Here is a 17,131-nt window from a genome sequence, read left to right as displayed (position 1 = left end):
GGGCAACCGGAAATACCTGCGCGAGCGCGGCATCCAATGCGTGATCCCCGAAAAGGACGACCAAAAGGCCAACCGGAAGCGCAAGGGCTCCGCCGGAGGACGTCCGGTCACCTACGACAAGGAGGCCTACAAGCGCCGCAACGTCGTGGAGCGCAGCTTCAACGCCCTGAAGCAATGGCGCGGCATGGCCACCCGCTACGACAAGCTCGCCCTGACCTACCGCTCGGCCGTGGTGCTCCACGCGGTGGTCATCTGGAGCGCCGCCCTCGAGAAATCACGATTGGGAGACACGCCCTAGCTCCCTGCGCCCAAATTTCGGGTCCAATCCCGGAAACCGAGGGGAATCGAGCCGTCGTGCTCGAATCCTACGGAACGGAACGGATGCCCACATACGGGTACATTCAAGAAGAATACTTTGTTTCGGGTATCGCAGCCGAGGCACCATTTCTCACACGTATTTTGGTTCGACGGCCTGAAAACATGGAAAAGTTCAATGGTCGAACACTCACGGAGGTAAGCCATATCTGGGGTGGAACCTCGGTCTGGCGCGCCTACAACCGTGCGCTGATGCGTGATGGGTATATGTGGATAGAAATTGACTCACAGGCTCCCTCGGCGCTGGATTTGATCCAGGGGGGCAACCCCGAACGATATCGAGACATGAAGTTTACGGCGGGGGAGCTGGCCAGCGACTTCGCAGGTTCGATTCCCTTCACAGCGAACCCGACTCCTGAGATCCTTGCTGAACAATACGATGCGTTCAAGGAACGATGGTGGCGAGCGACACCCCAGTCATTTGAAATAATTGCACAAGTTGCGCACGCACTTCGTGGGGGACTGCCGGGAATCAAGAATTCAGAAGCCAAGACGCTTCTCTTCGCCGGGATATCCCAGACCGGTGGTGTGGTTCGTCGCTTTGTTGAGCACCACCACGAAGCCATGCGTCGGGCCGATGGCGGGCCACTTTTTGACGGATACCTGCCTGGAGCCTCAGGAGGTGAAGCACTGCCGGACATCGATGTTCCGGTGATTGAAGTATTGGGTGAAGCAGAATTTCAGTCTGTTCGTTGGGATTGCGGAGTATCTGGTCAAGTTCGTGGACTGAAACACCGCCGAGCAGATTCCGAAACATTCCGCCTTTACGAGGTCGCAGGGATGGCACATCGGGAAACGCGCCACATGAGTCAGAAGGATGTACTTCGGCTAAAGGATTGCCCACTGCCTCCCGGAGCACACTGGTCGACCTTCCCGAATTCCCATATTTACGGAGCGCTTCTGGGACTGCTTGCAGACTGGGCAGAAGGAAAGCTTGTGCCGCCACCTTCCCAATTGCTTGAAACCGAGGGACACACCGATACCATTTTGCGTGATCAGTGGGGCAACGCGCGTGGAGGTGTACGAAGCACTTACACCGATGCTCCGACGTCGACCTTGGTGGCAGCGACGCCCATGGGACGCCCCTCGTGGTACCACGGTAATGAGACACCGTTCGAGGGGCAGCAGTTGCAAGAGATTTACGGCGATGCTGATAGCTACCGCCGTGTCTTTGCTCGAATCGTCGACCAGCTGATCTTGCAGCGATTTTTGCTCCCTGTTGATGCCGAGGAACTGCGAATTTCTGCCGAGGGACTGCGCTTCTAAACGCCGTTGATTCCTCGGGTTTGAGATGCTATTCGTCGACACCCGAGGTCAGCTAAGCTCGTCTCATGCCGATCATCTTTGACCTGACCGACGTCGAACCTGCGAATGTCACTGTCAGGGTTTCAGAGATGGCCGAGATGATGGCCATGCTCCACTGCATTGCCGAGCCTGGCCATCATCTTGAACTGTCGCGAGAACTCAAAGCGATTGACGCCCAAATGTCTGCCCAGTTGAGACGGACCATGCGTTCGTTCTCACCATTGTGGGCGCGATTCAGATTCCGCGCACTGATGCCTCTGAACACCATCGACTACCAAAGTTTCGAATCGGAGCTGGCAACCTTCGAAGCCCTGCCCCTAGAAGCGTTTGTGCAAATGAGCGTTCAGGCGGTCATTGGTGGTCGCTCCGAGCGTCCCATGGACATCATGAACAACAGTAGCGACCGCGCTGATTTTCTAGAGATGTGCCGGGCACGGAGCGAAGAGCGCGAAGAACTTGGTGCCCGGTTAGCTCGCGATCCCGAGCACTTCCGGCAGGTCCTGACTGCGTTTCTCAAGACGTTCCATGACACTTGCTTTCGTGCGCGCTGGGTATCGGGATCTGCTCGGCTCAAAGCCAGTGAAGTTGAAGTACAACGAAGACTCGCTGGCGGGTCCGTTTCTATGGTGCTGACCTCTTTGACGCCCGGCGCACATTTCTTTCCACAGACCGCTCAGGTGGCCTATGACAAGCTGCAAAATGCCTTCGTTAGCGGTTACGGCCGCAAATTCGTCCTTGTCCCGAGTATCCTGACGAAGCCTCACATAGTTGTGAAGTACGACGATGAATATGCGGGTTACGGTGTGCCCATTGTTGTGCAATTTCCGATTTCCGACATGGGAGCCGTCAACAGGAACATCCACGAAATCCAAAATCAAATGGCAGTGCTAGCCGATGGTGCACGTTTGGAGCTGTGTCGGCACCTCGTCAACGAATATTGCACCACCAGTGATCTATCCAGACGGCTGGGCATTGGAGCTCCACAGGTATCGCGGCATCTCCGGAAACTCAGAGAAGCAGAACTTCTTGAATCGGTGCGGGATGGGAAAATGGTAAAGCATCGGCTTCGAATGAATGTCGTCTATTCTATTGGTTATGAATTTTTGACCCAAATCGTGAAGTAAAATCGATCACTCAAAATGCTAAATGCCTCGGGAAAGGTATGCCCGAGTACTGTCCAGCGAGTGCGTGGCTAAAACACCGCCATCCGGCCCAGGAGCATCACATCCGCACGGGAATCGGCGAACCTCGATCAAACAAGTAACGCATTTTGCATATGCAATACGGATAGATCTCCTGCTGCCAGGTTGCCGTAGGCATTTCACCCAACCGACGTGATCGGCGTGGTACGCACTGGAAGCCTCCTTCGACGGGGAATTCCTGGCCGCAATGGCGAGGAAGTTCTCATCAACATGGAGGAATTCGGACAAGGCCAGCTGCGCCGCAGTCAACGTGTTCATTCAGACTCTGCGGAACCGGCGGAGTGGTTTCAGGGACTCTTTAAACCACTGGATACGTGGGCCCATGTCTGCTGCGAGAAATCGGTCAACCCGCCTGCGGCAACCCGAAGGATCCCCAAACCGGCAGTGGAAGTTCCCTTCAGGGCTTTCCGAATCCAACGTGCGCAAACGGGCGTACAGTGAAAATACAAGGGCATACAGACTTAGCGTCGAGGAGATGGTCAGCCATGACTGCTCAGGTGCAGCCGTACAAAAAGTTCAAGATGCCGTTCAACTATGTTCAGGTTGTCATTGCGACTTTTGGGGCCGTGATCACGAGTATTTTTGTCTATTTCGTCAGCGAGGCAGCTGGGGCTTCCATGTATTTCAACGGCGGCCTATTCACGCATCTGACTTTTGGTGAGATCGTTGGCTACATTGTTTTGCCGTTCGCCGTTCTTGGGTTCCTCACCTTCCTGATTGGCAGGTCGAAGCCGGGGTTCTGCAAGATCGCGCAGTGGATCGGCGTGGCTGTCGCCGTGCTTTCGATCGCCAATGCGATCCTGTACGCAGCAGACCTGCCCAGCGGTATAGGGCTTGCAGTCATGCATCTGGTCGTCGGTGCATCCTGGTACCTCGCGGTGAACAACTCGAACAAGAAATACAACGAGGAAGCCGCCGCAAGCCGGAACGCATTGGTTAGCACATAGTCTTCCTCATGGCGCATGAATGGCGCTGCTTCCTCGGGTGGAACAAAATCTCCGGTTCGCCCGTCTATCGAAGGGCGATGCCAAGTTTTAGGCTTGGAACATGTCGCAGGAAGAGCCGTCCTCCGCGGACATCGAAACGACCGACAGGCAACAAACCGCCGCCACAGAGGCGCCTCCGAAATCGGGGCACCGCACGTTCATGCATGTGCTGGTCAATACAGCTTTGGCCAACGTGGTCACCAGTTTCCTTTGGTTCGCGCTGACCTTCTGGGTGTACCTGGAGACGCGCTCGGTCCTGGCCACAGGGCTCATTGGCGGGACCTACATGCTGCTGGTCGCGTTCTTCGGCCTGTTCTTCGGGGTGCTGGTGGACAGGTACCGCAAGCATGCGGTGATGGTCGGCTCCACGCTGTTCACCGTGGCGTGCTTCGCGCTGGCCGGAACGATGTTCCTGCTGGTTCCCGAGGCCGAGCTGCTGAGCCTGTCCGGGATCTGGTTCTGGCTCTTTGCCCTGGTGGTGCTCATCGGTGCGGTGGTCGAACAGCTGCGCAACATTGCCCTGTCCACCACCGTGACCCTGCTGGTGCCGGCCGAGCGCCGGGCCAACGCCAACGGACTGGTGGGCACTGTGCAGGGGCTGGCCTTCATGATCACCAGTGTCTTCAGCGGCCTGGCGATCGGGTTCCTGGGCATGGGCGGAACGATCGTCATCTCGCTGGTGGCCTGCGGCGCGGTGCTCGGGCACCTGCTTTTCCTGCGGATCCCGGAGCCCAAGATCGTGCGCGCGCAGGACCGCGAAAGCTTCGCCGAGCTGCGGGCCGGGATCGCGGCCGTGCGTGCCACGCAGGGCCTGTTCGCGCTGATCCTGTTCACCACCTTCAACAACCTCACCGGAGGGGTGTTCATGGCGCTGATGGATCCCTACGGCCTGACGATCTTCCCGGTTGAGGTCTGGGGTGTGGTGCTCGGGGTGACCGCAACCGGATTCCTGATCGGCGGCGGGCTGGTGGCCAAGTTCGGCCTGGGCAAGAACCCGATCCGCACCATGTTGGTCCTGGTCGCCTTCAGCGGCGTGCTCGGCGCGACCTTCACGATCCGCGAGTGGTGGTGGCTCTATGCCCTGGGCATCTGGATCTACATGATGCTCATCCCCGCGGTCGAGGCGGCCGAGCAGACGGTGATCCAGAAGGTGGTGCCCTACAAGGTCCAGGGCCGGGTCTTCGGCTTCGCGATGACCTTCGAGGCCGCTGCCGCGCCGATCACCGCGTTCATGATCGCGCCTTTGGCCGAGTTCTGGATCATCCCGTACATGAACTCTCAACCCGGGAAGCAGGGCTGGGGCTGGCTGCTGGGGGAGGGGGACGCCCGCGGCATCGCGTTGGTGTTCCTGGTTTCCGGGATCGCCTCGATCTTCCTGGGCCTCGCCGCCCTGGCCACGCGGTCCTACCGGCGGCTTTCGGTCGTCTATGCCGCAGCTCCGTAGAACGCGCCGGACGTGGATGGCGAACAGAGTGGCTAAACCATTTCGGACGAGAGCCCATGGACGAAGGCGCACGAAGTCGGTTGCGTGATCGGAAAAGTGGACGTGTGCCGTGCAAGATCTTCGTTACCTCTAACGTGAAATCAATTTGCTCTATCAATAGAGCGAACCGGCGCCACTTTGTATCTCAGCCAATTGATTTACGCAGCTGGTTGCTACTGGTCTAGAGATTTCGTAGAAATCTCCGCGGTTGCTCAGAGATTATGACATTCCGACTGAATCGAAGTTGACTCGGTATTTTCTTGCTGGTTCGAGTGGGTTCACGACCCATAGTGGAATATTTTCCATGTTAGCGACGGCTCTGGGCTAACGTTTATCAAAGTATTTTCGAAAGTGGCGAAATCATATTTTTTCGCCCAACAAACAACAAGGGAAACCATGAGCACCGAGAACCCACCGAATTCTTCCGACTACCCGGCACGACCGGTTCCACAGGCGATTCCGGAACCACCAGCGCAGCCCCAAGCCCAGAACATCAACATCACTAACACCGTGGTTCTCGTCAATTCTAAGAGCACCGGCGTAGCCTACGTCCTCTGGTTCTTCTTGGGGCAGCTGGGAATCCACAAGTTCTACTTGAACCAGACCGGAATGGGCGTGCTCTATTTGGTTCTGGGCGTGGTGGGTTGGGCCACGACGTTCCTTTTCGTGGGCTTCCTTATCCTCGGTGTGTTGTGGCTCTTGATGATCGTTGACCTCTTCCTGATTCCGGGCCGGGTCAACCAGCTCAATTCACGGGCGATGCAAAGCTAGCTCCCAGACCTGCCGGAAACGGTGATAACCAGTTCGCGGTTTGAGGTTCCAAGAATCGGGTTGCGCGGCGGAACTGGTTATGTGGGTGGTCTGGAAGGTGGATGACTGTCCATCTTCCAGACCACCGACGAATTTAACCGTTCGAATCGTCATGGTCCTATCGAGCTTCGGCCGCGGACTGACCCACAGAAAAGCCGAACTTCCGGACACAAAAGCATCGTGCCCCTGCTCGACGGCAGGTCGCGGCGTGTCGGTCTAGTGCTGGAGGAACCGTGTTTCGCCTCACCGCCGGGGCCCGGAAGGAATAGCGTTGCCGCGGGGCTGGTTGCACCAGGCAACCACCCCCGACCTCTGGAGTCCCACAGCATGGACCTGTTTTCCCCGCTCACCCTCGGTGACCTCGAACTGCCCAACCGCCTGGTCATGGCGCCGCTGACCCGCTCCCGCTCCCGCGTGGACGGGGTGCCGAACGACGACGTCGTCGAGTACTACCGCCAGCGTGCCTCGATGGGCTTGATCGTCTCGGAGGGCGTCTATCCCAGCTTCACCGGCCAGGGGTTCGTCCGCCAGCCCGGGCTTGTCTCGCAGGAGCAGATCGCCGGATGGAAGCGCGTCACCGACGCGGTGCACGCCGAGGGCGGGTTGATCGTCGCGCAGGTGATGCATGCCGGCCGTGTCACCCACCCCGAGACCACCGGGCAAAGCCACGTCGTGGCACCGAGCGCCATTGCCGTGGACGGGGTCACCCGGACCTACACCGGCAAGCACGCCTACCCCGTCCCGCACGCCTTGGAGACCGGAGAACTGCCCGGAATCATCGAGGAGTTCGTAACCGGATCCCGCAATGCGATCGCCGCGGGGTTCGACGGCGTGGAACTGCACGGGGCCAACGGCTACCTGCTGCACGAGTTCCTGGCACCCAGCTCCAACACCCGCACCGACGCCTATGGCGGGTCCCCGGAAAACCGGGCGCGCTTTGTCATCGAGGTCGCCACCGCCGTGGCCGACGCCATCGGCGCGGGCCGGACGGGCCTGCGCATTTCCCCCGAGCACAATGTCCAGGGTGCGCTGGAAACCGATCCGGCGGATGTTGCCGCCACCTATGCCGCGCTGATTGATGGGATTGCGCCGTTGGGCCTGGCGGCGCTGAGCATCCTGCACGCCGATCCCGCCGGAACGCTCGTCCAGGACCTGCGGGAACGGTTTGACGGACCGGTCCTGCTGAACACCGGGTTCCGGACCGTCACCACCTACGACGACGCGGCCGCGGTTGCCGCCAACGGCTGGGGAGATGCCGTGGTGGTGGGCCGCCCGGCGATCGCCAACCCCGACCTGGTTCGCCGTTGGCAGGAGGGCCTGCCGTTGAACGAGCCCGATTCCTCGACCTTCTACACGGAGGGCGCCGCCGGCTACACCGACTACCCGTTCTGGCAGAACTGACTCTTATTGATTTGTGGGCCCGGGTGAGCAAGGCGCGTTAACGACGTGAGGGGCCGTCGCATCAATGATGCGACGGCCCCTCACGTTGAGTTGCCCGGTATTTGGGGATCAGCGGCGGATCGAGCCGCCGTCAACTACCAGTGTCTGGCCGGTGACAAAGCCCGCTCCCTCGGAGAGGAAGAAGCGGGTTGGCCCCACGTAGTCCTCGACCACCGAGGCGCGCTTGATGGCGCGGGTGGCGATATTCGCTTCCTCGCCGCCGGCGAGCTTGGCGGCCAGCGGCGTCATGACCAGGCCCGGTGCGATCACGTTGACCGTGATGTTGCGTTCTCCCATTTCCATGGCGAAGCTGCGGGCAAAGCCGATGATGCCGGCCTTGGACGCGGCGTAGGCGGCGGCGCCGCCCGGGGCCTTGAACACGGTGCCCGAGGAGTACAGCAGGATGCGTCCGCCGTCCTGAACCAGGTCCGCGGTTCCCTGGAGGAAGCTCAGCGTGCCATGCAGGTTCAGCATCAGCGCGCGTTCCCAGTCGGCCTTGGGGGTGTCCAGGAACTTGCCGAAGAGGCCGACGCCTGCACAGTGGATCAGCGAGTGGATGGACTCGCGCCCTTGTTCCTTCAATGCAACGCGGACGTTCTCCGCGGCATCCCCCGCGACATCGCCTGCCACGTAGTTGACCCCGTCCAGCGGGTTCTTGGGTAGGGAACGGGACACCGAGGTGACGTCCCAGTCCTTGCGCAGGTCGTTGACCAGGCCCTCGCCGATTCCGGAGGAACCGCCGGAGATCACCAGTGCCGGCGCGCTCATGCGTTGCCGTCCTGGGTGATCTCGGTCAGGAACTCGTTGATGACGGCCCAGGTCGGCTGCGGCTGGCTGATGTTCGGGCTGTGCCTGGAATCCATGACCACGGCCTTGGCCTGTGGCAGGAACTCCCGCAGCTTTGCGCTCCAGCCGCTTTCGAACAGGGTGTCGTCCTTGCCCTCGATCAGCAGGGCCGGGGTCGTGATGCCCGCCAGGTTGCCCGGGTACGGGTCCGCAGGACGCTCAACCTTCATGGCCTCCGGCACCGCGGTGTGCGGGGCCTTCATCGAGGCGAAGTGCCCCGGCGCGATGGCCCAGCGCATGCGGGCTTCAAGCTGGGCATCCTTGCCGTCGAACGGTTCGCACAGGTAGCCGACGATTTCCTCGAGGCGCTCGGGCGTGCCGTCGAAGTCGCCGATCTTGGCCAGGTCGGCCCCGCGCCAGGCGCCGCCGGTGCCCGCGATGGTGGTCACCGAGGCGATGCGCTCGCGCAATGCCGGGTTGGTCAGGGCACGCAGCGTCAGCGAACCGCCGAAGGAGTTGCCGACCAGGTGCACCGGTTCGGTGATTCCCAGGTGGTCCAGCAGCGAGAACAGGTGGGTCAGGCGGAACGCGAAGGGCGAGACGTCCAACCGGATCGACTTGGCCGAGCCGCCGTAGCCCAGCAGGTCGGGTGCGATGACGCGGAACTTCTCGGCGGCCAGCGGCAGGATGCCGCCCCAGGTCACGTCCGAGGCGCCGCCCCAGGCGCCGTCGTGCAGGAAGACGACGACGGGGGCGCCATCGGTCGGGCCGCCGGAGAGGTAGCGGGTTTCAAGGTTGGCGACGACAACCGTCGTCTCGGTGATCATTGATGTCTCGGTGAGCAATTCAGCCTCCGGTGTTGTGGAACGGATGTTGGATGTTTACGGCGGCGGATCAGCCCAGCTGGTATTCCTCGGGGCGCACGTGGGTGGTGCGCTCGAAGTAGTTCCGTGCCGGCAGCGGCCACATGATGGTCGAGCGGCCCTCGGCGTTCATGTACCAGGAGTGGGTCTTGGACCAGCCCCAGGTGCGCTTGGCGCTCTCGGCCACGATTTCCTTGTCGTACGCGGCAAACACCTCGTCGCGCAGGTTCATCGACTTGTAGCCGCCCGATGCCAGGGTCTTGATCGCGTCCAGGACGTAGTTGGCCTGGCATTCGAGGAAGAAGACCAGGTTGCCGTGGATGACGGTGTTGGTGTTCGGCCCGTACATGCAGAAGAAGTTGGGGAAGCCCGGCAGCGTGGAGCCCAGGTAGGCGCTGGCGTCGATACCCCAGGTCTCGTGCAGGTCCTTGCCTCCGATGCCCGCCACCGACATCGGAAGCAGGAAGTCGGCGGCCTTGAAGCCGGTGCCCAGCAGGATGATGTCTGCCTCGATGTGCTCGTCGCCCAGCCATACGCCGGTCTCGTCGACGCGGCTCACGCCCCGGGACACCAGCCGGACGTTCTCGCGCTTGAGCGTCCTGACCCAGGTGCCGTCGTCGCAAATGATGCGCTTGGCGGCCGGCGGGTAGTTCGGGATGATCTGGGCGAGCAGCTCCTTGTCATCCCCGGCCTGCTCGGTGAGGTACGCGGTGAGGTCGACGCGCAATGCCTCGTTGGCGGCGGAGACGGAGACCTCGGTCGGCCCGAAGTCCTCATCGACGGTGGCTGCGGCCAGGTTGCCCACCACGCGGGGCAGGAAGATCGAGAAGCGGTAGTAGGCGCGGTACTGGTTCAGGTTGTTCAGCAGCCAGCGCTCGCCGCTCTCGATCTCCTGGCGGAGCACCGGGGTGGAGCGCAGCCACGGGGCGCTGCGCTGGAAGATGGTGACCTGTTCGGCGACCTTGGCGACGGCCGGGGCGAACTGCAGGGCGCTGGCACCGGTGCCGACGACGACGACCTTCTTGCCGGCGAAGTCCAGCTCGTGGTCCCACCGGGCGGAGTGTACGACGGGGCCCTTGAAGGTGTCAAGGCCTTCCAGGTTCGGGACCGAGGGGCGGTTGAGCTGGCCCACGGCGCTGACGACGATGCTGGACTCGAAGCTTTCCCCGACGCCCTGCGCGGTCTTGGTCTCCAACGTCCAGGTGCTGGTCTCCTCGTTCCAGCGGGTCGCGGTGACCTCGGTGCCGTAGACCATGTGTTCAAGCAGGCCGTTGTCCTTCGCGAACCGGTGCAGGTAGCCGTGGATCTTGTCCTGGCGCCCGAAGTGCGTCTCCCAGTCGTGCTGGGTGAAGGAGTAGGTGTAGATGTGGCTGCGCACGTCGGTGCGGCAATCGGGGTAGGTGTTTTCCCACCAGGTGCCGCCGACGTCGTGGCTCTTTTCGATGATCTTGAACGGGACGCCCGCCTGTTTCAGGCGCAGGCCGGCGAGCAGCCCGGAGAAGCCGGCGCCGATGACCACGGCGTTCAATGCGGTGTCCGGGGCGATCTGCTCGAGCGTCCACCCGGGCCGGCGCGGATCGGTGTTGTTGGGGACGAAGGAGACCTCGGACATCGCCAGCGCGTCCTCCACCGGGGCACCCATCAGCCAAGTGCTCATGGCCAGGCGGAGGTCCTCGCCGGGCTCCTGGTCCCAGGTGCCCTGGGTCGCCAAGTACGGTGCCAGCAGCTCGAAGCAGCACTTGCGGGCCGTAGCCTCGGTCTCGGCATCCAGGCCGCTGTTCGGCAAGGCGCGCAGGTTCGGGCGCCAGTCGTCGCGCAGCACGCTGGTGTCGCCGGTGACGTGGGCGGTCAGCATGATCAGCGCCGGAACCTGGGCGGACTCCAGGTGGGCGGCAAGTTCTTCTTCGCTGACGTGCGCCGTGGCGCGATCCAGTGTCTTATTCATTTCTTCTCCGTAAGGCAGTTTAAGTGTACGGCGGACCCGAAAGGCCGTTATTTGGTCCAGCAGTCCAAGCTGTCAAGGAAGGGGCGCACGGTTCGGGCGACCTCTTCCGGATTCTCGAAGGCCACCAGGTGCCCGCCCGCGGCAAAGCGCAACTCGGCACCGGGGATCGAGGCGGCCAGCTGCTCGATGGCAGCACGCGGGGTGCTTCGGTCATCGTCTCCACCGACCACGAGGGTTGGGGGTGGCGAATCCAGCTGGAAGTCGCCGACCTTCGTCATGGCCTCGAAGTACCCGGCGATTTCCTCGCCGCCTGCCCCGAGGAACTGGGCACGGGCCTGGGCCACCAGGGGGTTGGAGGCGTCGGTGGAATTCTCGCCGAACCAGCGGTGCATGGTCGCCTCTGCGGCGTCCTGCAGTCCGTTCGGGGCCCGGACCTCCGCCGCACGCGCCAGGGTCCCGGTGGTTGCCGCGTCGTCGTAGGCACCGCGGGTGGCCATCAGGATCTGCGCGTCCACGCGGTCGGGGAAGCTGCCGGTGAGCGCCTGGGCAACCATGCCGCCAAGCGAAATGCCCAGGATGACCGAGCTGCGCACGTTCTCGGCGTCCCACATGGCGGCAATGTCCCGGGCCACGAGGGCCAGGGTGGGTGCCGAGTCCCCGCGGGCGCTGTGGCCGTGCCCGCGGAAGTCGGGCGCCAGCAGGCGATACTCCTCGCCGAGGGCCTCGGCCAGGGGTGCGTACCAGGATCCGTCCAAGGCAAGGGAGTGCAGGACGGTCACCAGGCGCGGTCCGTGCCCGTACTGGCGATAGGCGACGGTGGTGCCGTCGGCGGCGGGAACCTTCTGCAAGGTGTCAGCCATTCTGGTTTTCCTCCCGGATGCGCTGTTCGGCGAGTTCGACCTCGGAACGAAGCCGATCGGACATGTCATGGAAATAGGACTTGAACAAGTCCGATTCCCGGCGCATTTCCTGGCGGCGCGGGCGTTCGAGCTCGATCTTCATGTCGACCACCATGCGGCCCGGACGGCTGGCCATCAGGATAACGCGGTCGGACAGCAGGATGGCCTCTTCGAGGTCGTGGGTCACGAAGATGACGGTGGGACGCTCGGCTTCCCAGAGGCGCGTGAACTCCTCCTGCTGGATGGCGCGGGTCTGTGCGTCAAGGGCCGCAAAAGGTTCGTCCATCAACAGGACCTTGGGGTTCTGCACCAGTGTCCGGGCAATTGCCACGCGCTGGCGCATGCCCTGGGACAGGTGTAGGACGTCGGAGTCGGCGAATTCGTGCAGGCGGACCTTGCGCAACCACTCCTCGGCGCGCACGCGGCGCTCTTCCTTGGGAACCCCGCGGATCTCCATGCCGAGTTCCACGTTGCTGCGGACCCGGCGCCAGGGCAACAGGGCATCGCGGGCGAAGAGGAAGGCGGCCTCGTTGCTGTCGGGGCGCACCTTGTGGCCGTCGATGAGGACCTGTCCTGCGCGCGGCTTCAGGAGGTTGCCGACCATGCCCAGGGCAGTGGTCTTGCCGCAACCCGACGGGCCGACAATGCTGACGAACTCCGAGGGTTCGATGCGCAGGTTGAAATCGTTCAACACCCGCACCGGCCGGTTGCCGTGGAGGAAGCTGTGGTTCACCTGTTGGAACTCGACAGAGACCCCTCGGGCCGTGGAGGACGGGGCCGCCTTTTCGGTCATGGAAGTCTCGCTGTCGGAAGTTGCGCGGAGGGTTGTATTGGGCATTTTCGCTCCAGTCACTGGTTTGCGGGGCCGACCCGTTTGGCAGTTTGCGTTGGTCAAGGATTGCTGAGCCGGCGCCAGCGATGGTCACGCTGGAACAGCTATGAACACGAGGGAACCGGACGGCTTGTGCTTGTGGTGCACGTCACCAGCTGGTCCATGAATCGTTGAACACCCCGGCGGCAGAGTCAAGGAAAAGACGGGCAATCCGGGGCTATCGCATCGATAGCGATTAGTTCATTGCTACCGGGAACGAATGGATGGAAGCTTTCTCAAACGCACCATTTCCATGTGGGCCCGCCGTGTGCGATCCACCCCAGCACACCGGGCAGGCATCAATTCAGAAGGATTCCAGGATGACGAAAACAGACACCGCCAACAGCAAAAAAGTGGGACAGGCCACGTTCGATTTCACGGGCCAGGTCGTCATCGTGACGGGCGCTTCGGGCGGTATCGGTTCGGCACTTGCCGACAAGTTTGCCGCGGCGGGCGCGGACCTGATCCTGCACGGTCGCAAGGCCGAGACGCTCGAGGCCAAGGCCCAAGAGATCCGCGCACTCGGCCGAAGGGCCGAGGTCGTTACCGGCAACATCAAGGAGCCCGAAACCGCCGCACTGCTGGTGGCCACCGCCGTGGAAAAGTTCGGCCGCATCGACATCCTGATCAACAACGCCGGCGGCAACTTCGCAGCACGCCTCGAAGACCTGTCGACCAACGCCTGGAACGCCGTGATCGGCACCAACCTCACTGGCTCATTCCAGACCGCCGTGGCCTGCCTGCCCGTCTTCACCGAGCAGGGCGGCGGAAACATCATCAACGTCGGTTCCAGCTCGGCCAACCACGCCCACCCGATGCGTGGCGCCTACGCCGCCGCCAAGGCCGGCATCGCCTCGCTGACCAAGACCATGTCGTGGGAATGGGCAGACCGTGGCATCCGCGTCAACTGCGTGGAGCCCGGTGCCACCCTGACTCCCGCTTCCCGCTTCAATTCCCCCGAGGCCGAGAGGACCTTCGGCGAGAACATTGCCCTCGGGCGCGTGGGCCGGCCCGAAGAGGTCGCGGACGCCATCATGTTCCTGTGCTCCGGCGGTGCAAGCTTCATCACCGGAACCATCGTCCAGGCCACCGGCGGACCACACACCTCGTCACTCTCGGACATCAAGCTCATTCGTTGAGCATCGCACCGAATCATTCATCAAGCACCAAACCTTCCTGGAAGGAAAGGGCCCACCATGGAAACCATCGCTCAAGCCGCCACTGAGGCCGGACCCGTCGCCTACACGGACAGCACGATTCTTGCTGAACGCACCCGCACACGCCGCAAGGAAAAAGCAACCGTCTGGGCACTTCGGCTGGGCGCGCTCGCGGCCTTCGTCCTGGCGTGGTCGTTTGTCACCCGCCAAGGGATCATGGATTCGACCCTGGTTTCCACCCCGATCGATGTCGGGACATCCTTCATCAAGCAGTTGTCGGATGCCACGTTCTGGACGGACGTGTCCGCGACGTTCAGCGGTGCCATGGCCGGCCTGGTTTCCGGCGCGGTCCTCGGCATCCTGGCGGGCGTCACCTTTGTGCGGGTCCCTGTCCTGCACGTTGCGGCCAGGCCGTTCCTGACCCTGATGAACAGCCTTCCCCGCCCGGCGCTGGCACCGATTTTCATCCTCTGGTTCGGGCTCGGCTTCGGGCCAAAGGCCCTGGTCGCCTTCAGCGTCGTGTTCTTCGTCCTGATGACCAGCACCATGGGGGCCCTGCAGGCCCTGGACCACGACATCAAGCAGTTGACCCAGTCCCTGGGCATGTCCAAGGCGCAGCGATTCTTCAAGATCGAGCTGCCCTCGGCACTTCCGGCCATCGTCGGTGGTTTGCGGCTCGGTGCTGTCTACTCGGTGCTCGGGGCGGTGGTGTCGGAAATGGTCGGCGCCTACACCGGTCTGGGACAGCGACTGGTGGTGGTGACCAACAACTTCCAGGTCGCCGAGACCTTCGCGATCCTGCTGGCCATGGGCTTGCTGTCGATGGTTCTGGATCTTTCCATTTCGGGCCTACAAAAACTCGTGACCAAATGGACCCGCTAGAACAACACTGACTCGGCAAACCAAGGAATAGACATATGGCGGTCAGGGACGAGAAAACTTGTCCCTGGCCGTTCATGTGCATGCTGGAAGGAAACGCCATGCCCAGGGAACAACTCACCCGCCCACTTCCCGCCACGGAGGTTGACCACGCAAGGCTATTCAGGCTCGACGGCAATAAGTACGTGGTGCTGGGCGCGGGAGGCGGCATCGGGGAACATGTCACCCGGACGATCGTTGGCCTCGGCGGACGGGTCCTGGGCGCGGACATCGATGCGGAGGCCCTCGCCGGTGTTGCCGGCTCGGTGGGGATGCCCTCGGTGGTCGCGGACGCCACCACCGAGAGCGGCATGAAGCTGGTTGCCGAGGCTGCGCGCGCCGAATTCGGGACGATCAACGGATACATCGACGTCATCGGACAGATGCACAGACGGGGAATCGCCGAGTACTCACTGGCCGATTGGGATCTTGATTTCAGGACCAACCTTGGCCATGCCTTCTTCTCTGCCCTTGTCCTTGCACCCTTGGTGGAGCATGGATCGATAGTCCATGTCTCCAGCGTGGTGGCCTCGCGCGGGGGCCTGACGGCGCCGGGCTACGGTCCGGCCAAGGCGGCACTGCAGGTGTGGGTCAAGCAGTTGGCCGCCGAACACGGGTCCCGCGGCGTGCGTGTCAACGCGGTGGCGCCCGGGCTCTTCCTCTCGCCACGTTATGTCGCTGCGGGCCGAAGCACCGCCGATTCACGGGCGCATGCCTCAAGGCCCCTGCTCGGCCGGCTTGGGCAGCCCCATGAGATTGCCGCCGCGATCGTCTTCCTGCTGACACCGGCGGCCGGATACATCACCGGGACCACGATCCCCGTCGAAGGCGGGGCCCTGTCAAGGGATGCAACGGGAATCGATGGACCCTAGCGCCAACACCGGCCCGGCCCCCCAGGTCCAATGCTACGCCGCCATTAACGGGCGTTTCCCCACCGGGCATGTGATCGCGGTAACGTTGGCCACCGGTGGTCTGGAGCCGCAACAAAACATAAGGAGAGCACGCCATGAGATTTGCGCAATTGCGTTACCTGGAGGCTGCTTTGCGGACGGGTTCCTTCCGCCAGGCAGCCAAGGAACTGGGCATTTCCCAGCCCACGATCACCAACCAGGTGCAGCGTCTCGAAGAAGACCTCGGTGTCATCCTGGTGACCCGCGGCGCCAAGGGCGTGCGCCCGACCTATGCGGCCGAGCGGATCCTGCCCCACGTCGTCGCGGCGGTCCAGGCCGAGCGCATGCTGCGTGAGGAAGCCAGCGCCATCGGAGGCCTGAAGCTTGGAACGGTCCGGCTGGGCACGGTGCCCGCCGGATCCCAGACGATTCTTCCCGGGGTGGTCAAGCGACTGCTGACGGAATTCCCCAATGTCCGTTTCGAGGTTGACGAGGGTCCCTCGAAGATGGTGGCTCGGGGTGTCATTGCAGGGAACCTCGATGTTGGCTTGGTGACCCGGCTGCCGGGAATCGAGATGGCACCTGGCGCTGACGCCTTGCTGCACCACATCGACCTGCTTGCCGGCCGCCTGGTCCTGGCGGTGCCCGAGGGGCACCGGCTGGCCGAACAGGACGAGTTCAATCCCGCCGACCTGGAGGGCGAAGCGCTGATCTTTCCGGCGGAATCAAGCATCCTGGGGCAGGCCTGGGAACGGTTGCTCGACGGTGTTGAGGCCAAGGTCGTTTTCACCACGCCCAATGCCGAGGCCTCGCAGTCAATGGTGCGGGCCGGTGTCGGAATTTGCATGGCGAACACGCTGCTGGACTCCACGGTCAGCGGCAACGGCGTCTCCCTGGTGCCCCTGCCCTACGAGTGGGCACATGTCAGCACCTCGGCAATCGTCAGGAAGGACGAGGCCAGGTCCTCGGCGGTGCAAGCGTTCCTGCGCCTCCTGAAGGAAACCGCCAAGACACTCTAGGGGTTGTTTGGTTCCAACGCGCCCCGCCGGCAGTACCTGAGAACGTCTGCCGGCGGGGCGTTTGGCGTGCCGGTGCCCAAGCCCCGCCGGGGTCACCGGCGAGGTGGTGTCCCCGAGGCAGGCACCCCTGGCGGCATCCGCTCTTCACCTTCCGGCATCGGATGGCCCGGGGTTCCTGTTGG

General features: G+C 62.7%; 16 protein-coding genes. 11 read left to right on the top strand and 5 right to left on the bottom strand.

The features are described from left to right. The 7 genes from BLJ79_RS09640 to BLJ79_RS09610 form a co-directional block, all read left to right on the top strand. Nucleotides 1–298 (top strand): transposase (locus tag BLJ79_RS09640; protein WP_139194800.1); only part of this gene is annotated, 298 nt, incomplete at its 5' end. Then, a complete protein-coding gene (locus tag BLJ79_RS09635) occupies nt 253–1,641 on the top strand; it encodes an alpha/beta hydrolase domain-containing protein (protein WP_353615471.1) in 1,389 nt (462 codons plus the stop codon). The genes BLJ79_RS09640 and BLJ79_RS09635, both read left to right, overlap by 46 nt. A 65-nt stretch (nt 1,642–1,706) precedes the next feature. Further along, on the top strand, nt 1,707–2,804 hold the full coding sequence (locus BLJ79_RS09630; RefSeq protein WP_071214465.1) for an ArsR/SmtB family transcription factor: 1,098 nt from the start codon (nt 1,707–1,709) through the stop codon (nt 2,802–2,804). Between the two features lie 563 nt (nt 2,805–3,367). After that, on the top strand, nt 3,368–3,829 hold the full coding sequence (locus tag BLJ79_RS09625; RefSeq protein ID WP_071214464.1) for a DUF6069 family protein: 462 nt from the start codon (nt 3,368–3,370) through the stop codon (nt 3,827–3,829). Nucleotides 3,830–3,929: 100 nt separating this feature from the next. Beyond that, nucleotides 3,930–5,312, top strand: a complete 1,383-nt coding sequence (locus BLJ79_RS09620; protein ID WP_071214463.1) for an MFS transporter — start codon at nt 3,930–3,932, stop codon at nt 5,310–5,312. 435 nt (nt 5,313–5,747) lie between these two features. Beyond that, complete coding sequence (locus BLJ79_RS09615; RefSeq protein ID WP_083411150.1) at nt 5,748–6,122, top strand: TM2 domain-containing protein; 375 nt, start codon at nt 5,748–5,750, stop codon at nt 6,120–6,122. Between the two features lie 366 nt (nt 6,123–6,488). Then, nucleotides 6,489–7,562 carry an alkene reductase gene (locus BLJ79_RS09610; RefSeq protein WP_071214462.1) on the top strand — a complete coding sequence of 358 codons (1,074 nt, stop codon included), beginning with the start codon at nt 6,489–6,491 and terminating at the stop codon, nt 7,560–7,562. Between the two features lie 108 nt (nt 7,563–7,670). Here the strand turns inward: BLJ79_RS09610 and BLJ79_RS09605 are convergent, their stop codons facing one another. The 5 genes from BLJ79_RS09605 to BLJ79_RS09585 all read right to left on the bottom strand — a co-directional run bounded on the left by BLJ79_RS09605 (nt 7,671) and on the right by BLJ79_RS09585 (nt 12,887). Further along, entirely contained in the window at nt 7,671–8,369 is a 699-nt protein-coding gene (locus BLJ79_RS09605) for an SDR family NAD(P)-dependent oxidoreductase (protein ID WP_071214461.1), read from the bottom strand. Beyond that, nucleotides 8,366–9,214, bottom strand: coding sequence for an alpha/beta fold hydrolase (locus tag BLJ79_RS09600; protein WP_071214460.1), 849 nt, complete (start codon nt 9,212–9,214; stop codon nt 8,366–8,368). Before BLJ79_RS09600 ends, BLJ79_RS09605 begins: the two co-directional genes overlap by 4 nt. 67 nt (nt 9,215–9,281) lie before the next feature. Further along, nucleotides 9,282–11,195, bottom strand: coding sequence for a flavin-containing monooxygenase (locus tag BLJ79_RS09595; RefSeq protein ID WP_071214459.1), 1,914 nt, complete (start codon nt 11,193–11,195; stop codon nt 9,282–9,284). A gap of 47 nt (nt 11,196–11,242) precedes the next feature. Continuing rightward, a complete protein-coding gene (locus BLJ79_RS09590) occupies nt 11,243–12,055 on the bottom strand; it encodes an alpha/beta fold hydrolase (RefSeq protein WP_071214458.1) in 813 nt (270 codons plus the stop codon). After that, entirely contained in the window at nt 12,048–12,887 is an 840-nt protein-coding gene (locus tag BLJ79_RS09585; protein WP_071214544.1) for an ABC transporter ATP-binding protein, read from the bottom strand. The genes BLJ79_RS09590 and BLJ79_RS09585 overlap by 8 nt, the downstream gene beginning before the upstream one ends. 398 nt (nt 12,888–13,285) lie before the next feature. On the opposite strand from BLJ79_RS09585, the gene BLJ79_RS09580 reads away from it, so the two are divergent. The 4 genes from BLJ79_RS09580 (at nt 13,286) to BLJ79_RS09565 (ending at nt 16,949) form a co-directional block, all read left to right on the top strand. Then, complete coding sequence (locus BLJ79_RS09580) at nt 13,286–14,104, top strand: SDR family NAD(P)-dependent oxidoreductase (protein WP_175475433.1); 819 nt, start codon at nt 13,286–13,288, stop codon at nt 14,102–14,104. Between the two features lie 57 nt (nt 14,105–14,161). Then, entirely contained in the window at nt 14,162–15,004 is an 843-nt protein-coding gene (locus tag BLJ79_RS09575; RefSeq protein ID WP_071214457.1) for an ABC transporter permease, read from the top strand. A 98-nt stretch (nt 15,005–15,102) separates the two neighbouring features. After that, nucleotides 15,103–15,912: an SDR family NAD(P)-dependent oxidoreductase gene (locus BLJ79_RS09570; RefSeq protein WP_175475432.1), complete on the top strand. Its 810-nt coding sequence runs from the start codon at nt 15,103–15,105 to the stop codon at nt 15,910–15,912. Between the two features lie 134 nt (nt 15,913–16,046). Further along, nucleotides 16,047–16,949 (top strand): LysR family transcriptional regulator, encoded by a 903-nt coding sequence (locus tag BLJ79_RS09565; RefSeq protein WP_071214455.1) that lies wholly within the window; start codon nt 16,047–16,049, stop codon nt 16,947–16,949. Nucleotides 16,950–17,131 lie beyond the last annotated feature (182 nt).

The sequence above is a fragment of the Arthrobacter sp. UCD-GKA genome, from assembly GCF_001863355.1.
Classification (GTDB): Bacteria; Actinomycetota; Actinomycetes; order Actinomycetales; family Micrococcaceae; genus Paeniglutamicibacter.
The sequence above is the reverse complement of the archived record's forward strand: the minus strand, read 5'-3'. Positions and strand labels throughout refer to the sequence as shown.

Bases quoted from the DNA above. Each gene is read 5' to 3' on its own strand.
- BLJ79_RS09620 (WP_071214463.1), top strand. From the start codon at position 3,930: ATGTCGCAGGAAGAGCCGTCCTCCGCGGACATCGAAACGACCGACAGG.
- BLJ79_RS09580 (WP_175475433.1), top strand. From the start codon at position 13,286: ATGACGAAAACAGACACCGCCAACAGCAAAAAAGTGGGACAGGCCACG.
- BLJ79_RS09625 (WP_071214464.1), top strand. From the start codon at position 3,368: ATGACTGCTCAGGTGCAGCCGTACAAAAAGTTCAAGATGCCGTTCAAC.
- BLJ79_RS09600 (WP_071214460.1), bottom strand. From the start codon at position 9,214: ATGATCACCGAGACGACGGTTGTCGTCGCCAACCTTGAAACCCGCTAC.
- BLJ79_RS09615 (WP_083411150.1), top strand. From the start codon at position 5,748: ATGAGCACCGAGAACCCACCGAATTCTTCCGACTACCCGGCACGACCG.
- BLJ79_RS09630 (WP_071214465.1), top strand. From the start codon at position 1,707: ATGCCGATCATCTTTGACCTGACCGACGTCGAACCTGCGAATGTCACT.
- BLJ79_RS09590 (WP_071214458.1), bottom strand. From the start codon at position 12,055: ATGGCTGACACCTTGCAGAAGGTTCCCGCCGCCGACGGCACCACCGTC.
- BLJ79_RS09605 (WP_071214461.1), bottom strand. From the start codon at position 8,369: ATGAGCGCGCCGGCACTGGTGATCTCCGGCGGTTCCTCCGGAATCGGC.
- BLJ79_RS09610 (WP_071214462.1), top strand. From the start codon at position 6,489: ATGGACCTGTTTTCCCCGCTCACCCTCGGTGACCTCGAACTGCCCAAC.
- BLJ79_RS09595 (WP_071214459.1), bottom strand. From the start codon at position 11,195: ATGAATAAGACACTGGATCGCGCCACGGCGCACGTCAGCGAAGAAGAA.
- BLJ79_RS09565 (WP_071214455.1), top strand. From the start codon at position 16,047: ATGAGATTTGCGCAATTGCGTTACCTGGAGGCTGCTTTGCGGACGGGT.
- BLJ79_RS09570 (WP_175475432.1), top strand. From the start codon at position 15,103: ATGCCCAGGGAACAACTCACCCGCCCACTTCCCGCCACGGAGGTTGAC.
- BLJ79_RS09585 (WP_071214544.1), bottom strand. From the start codon at position 12,887: ATGACCGAAAAGGCGGCCCCGTCCTCCACGGCCCGAGGGGTCTCTGTC.
- BLJ79_RS09575 (WP_071214457.1), top strand. From the start codon at position 14,162: ATGGAAACCATCGCTCAAGCCGCCACTGAGGCCGGACCCGTCGCCTAC.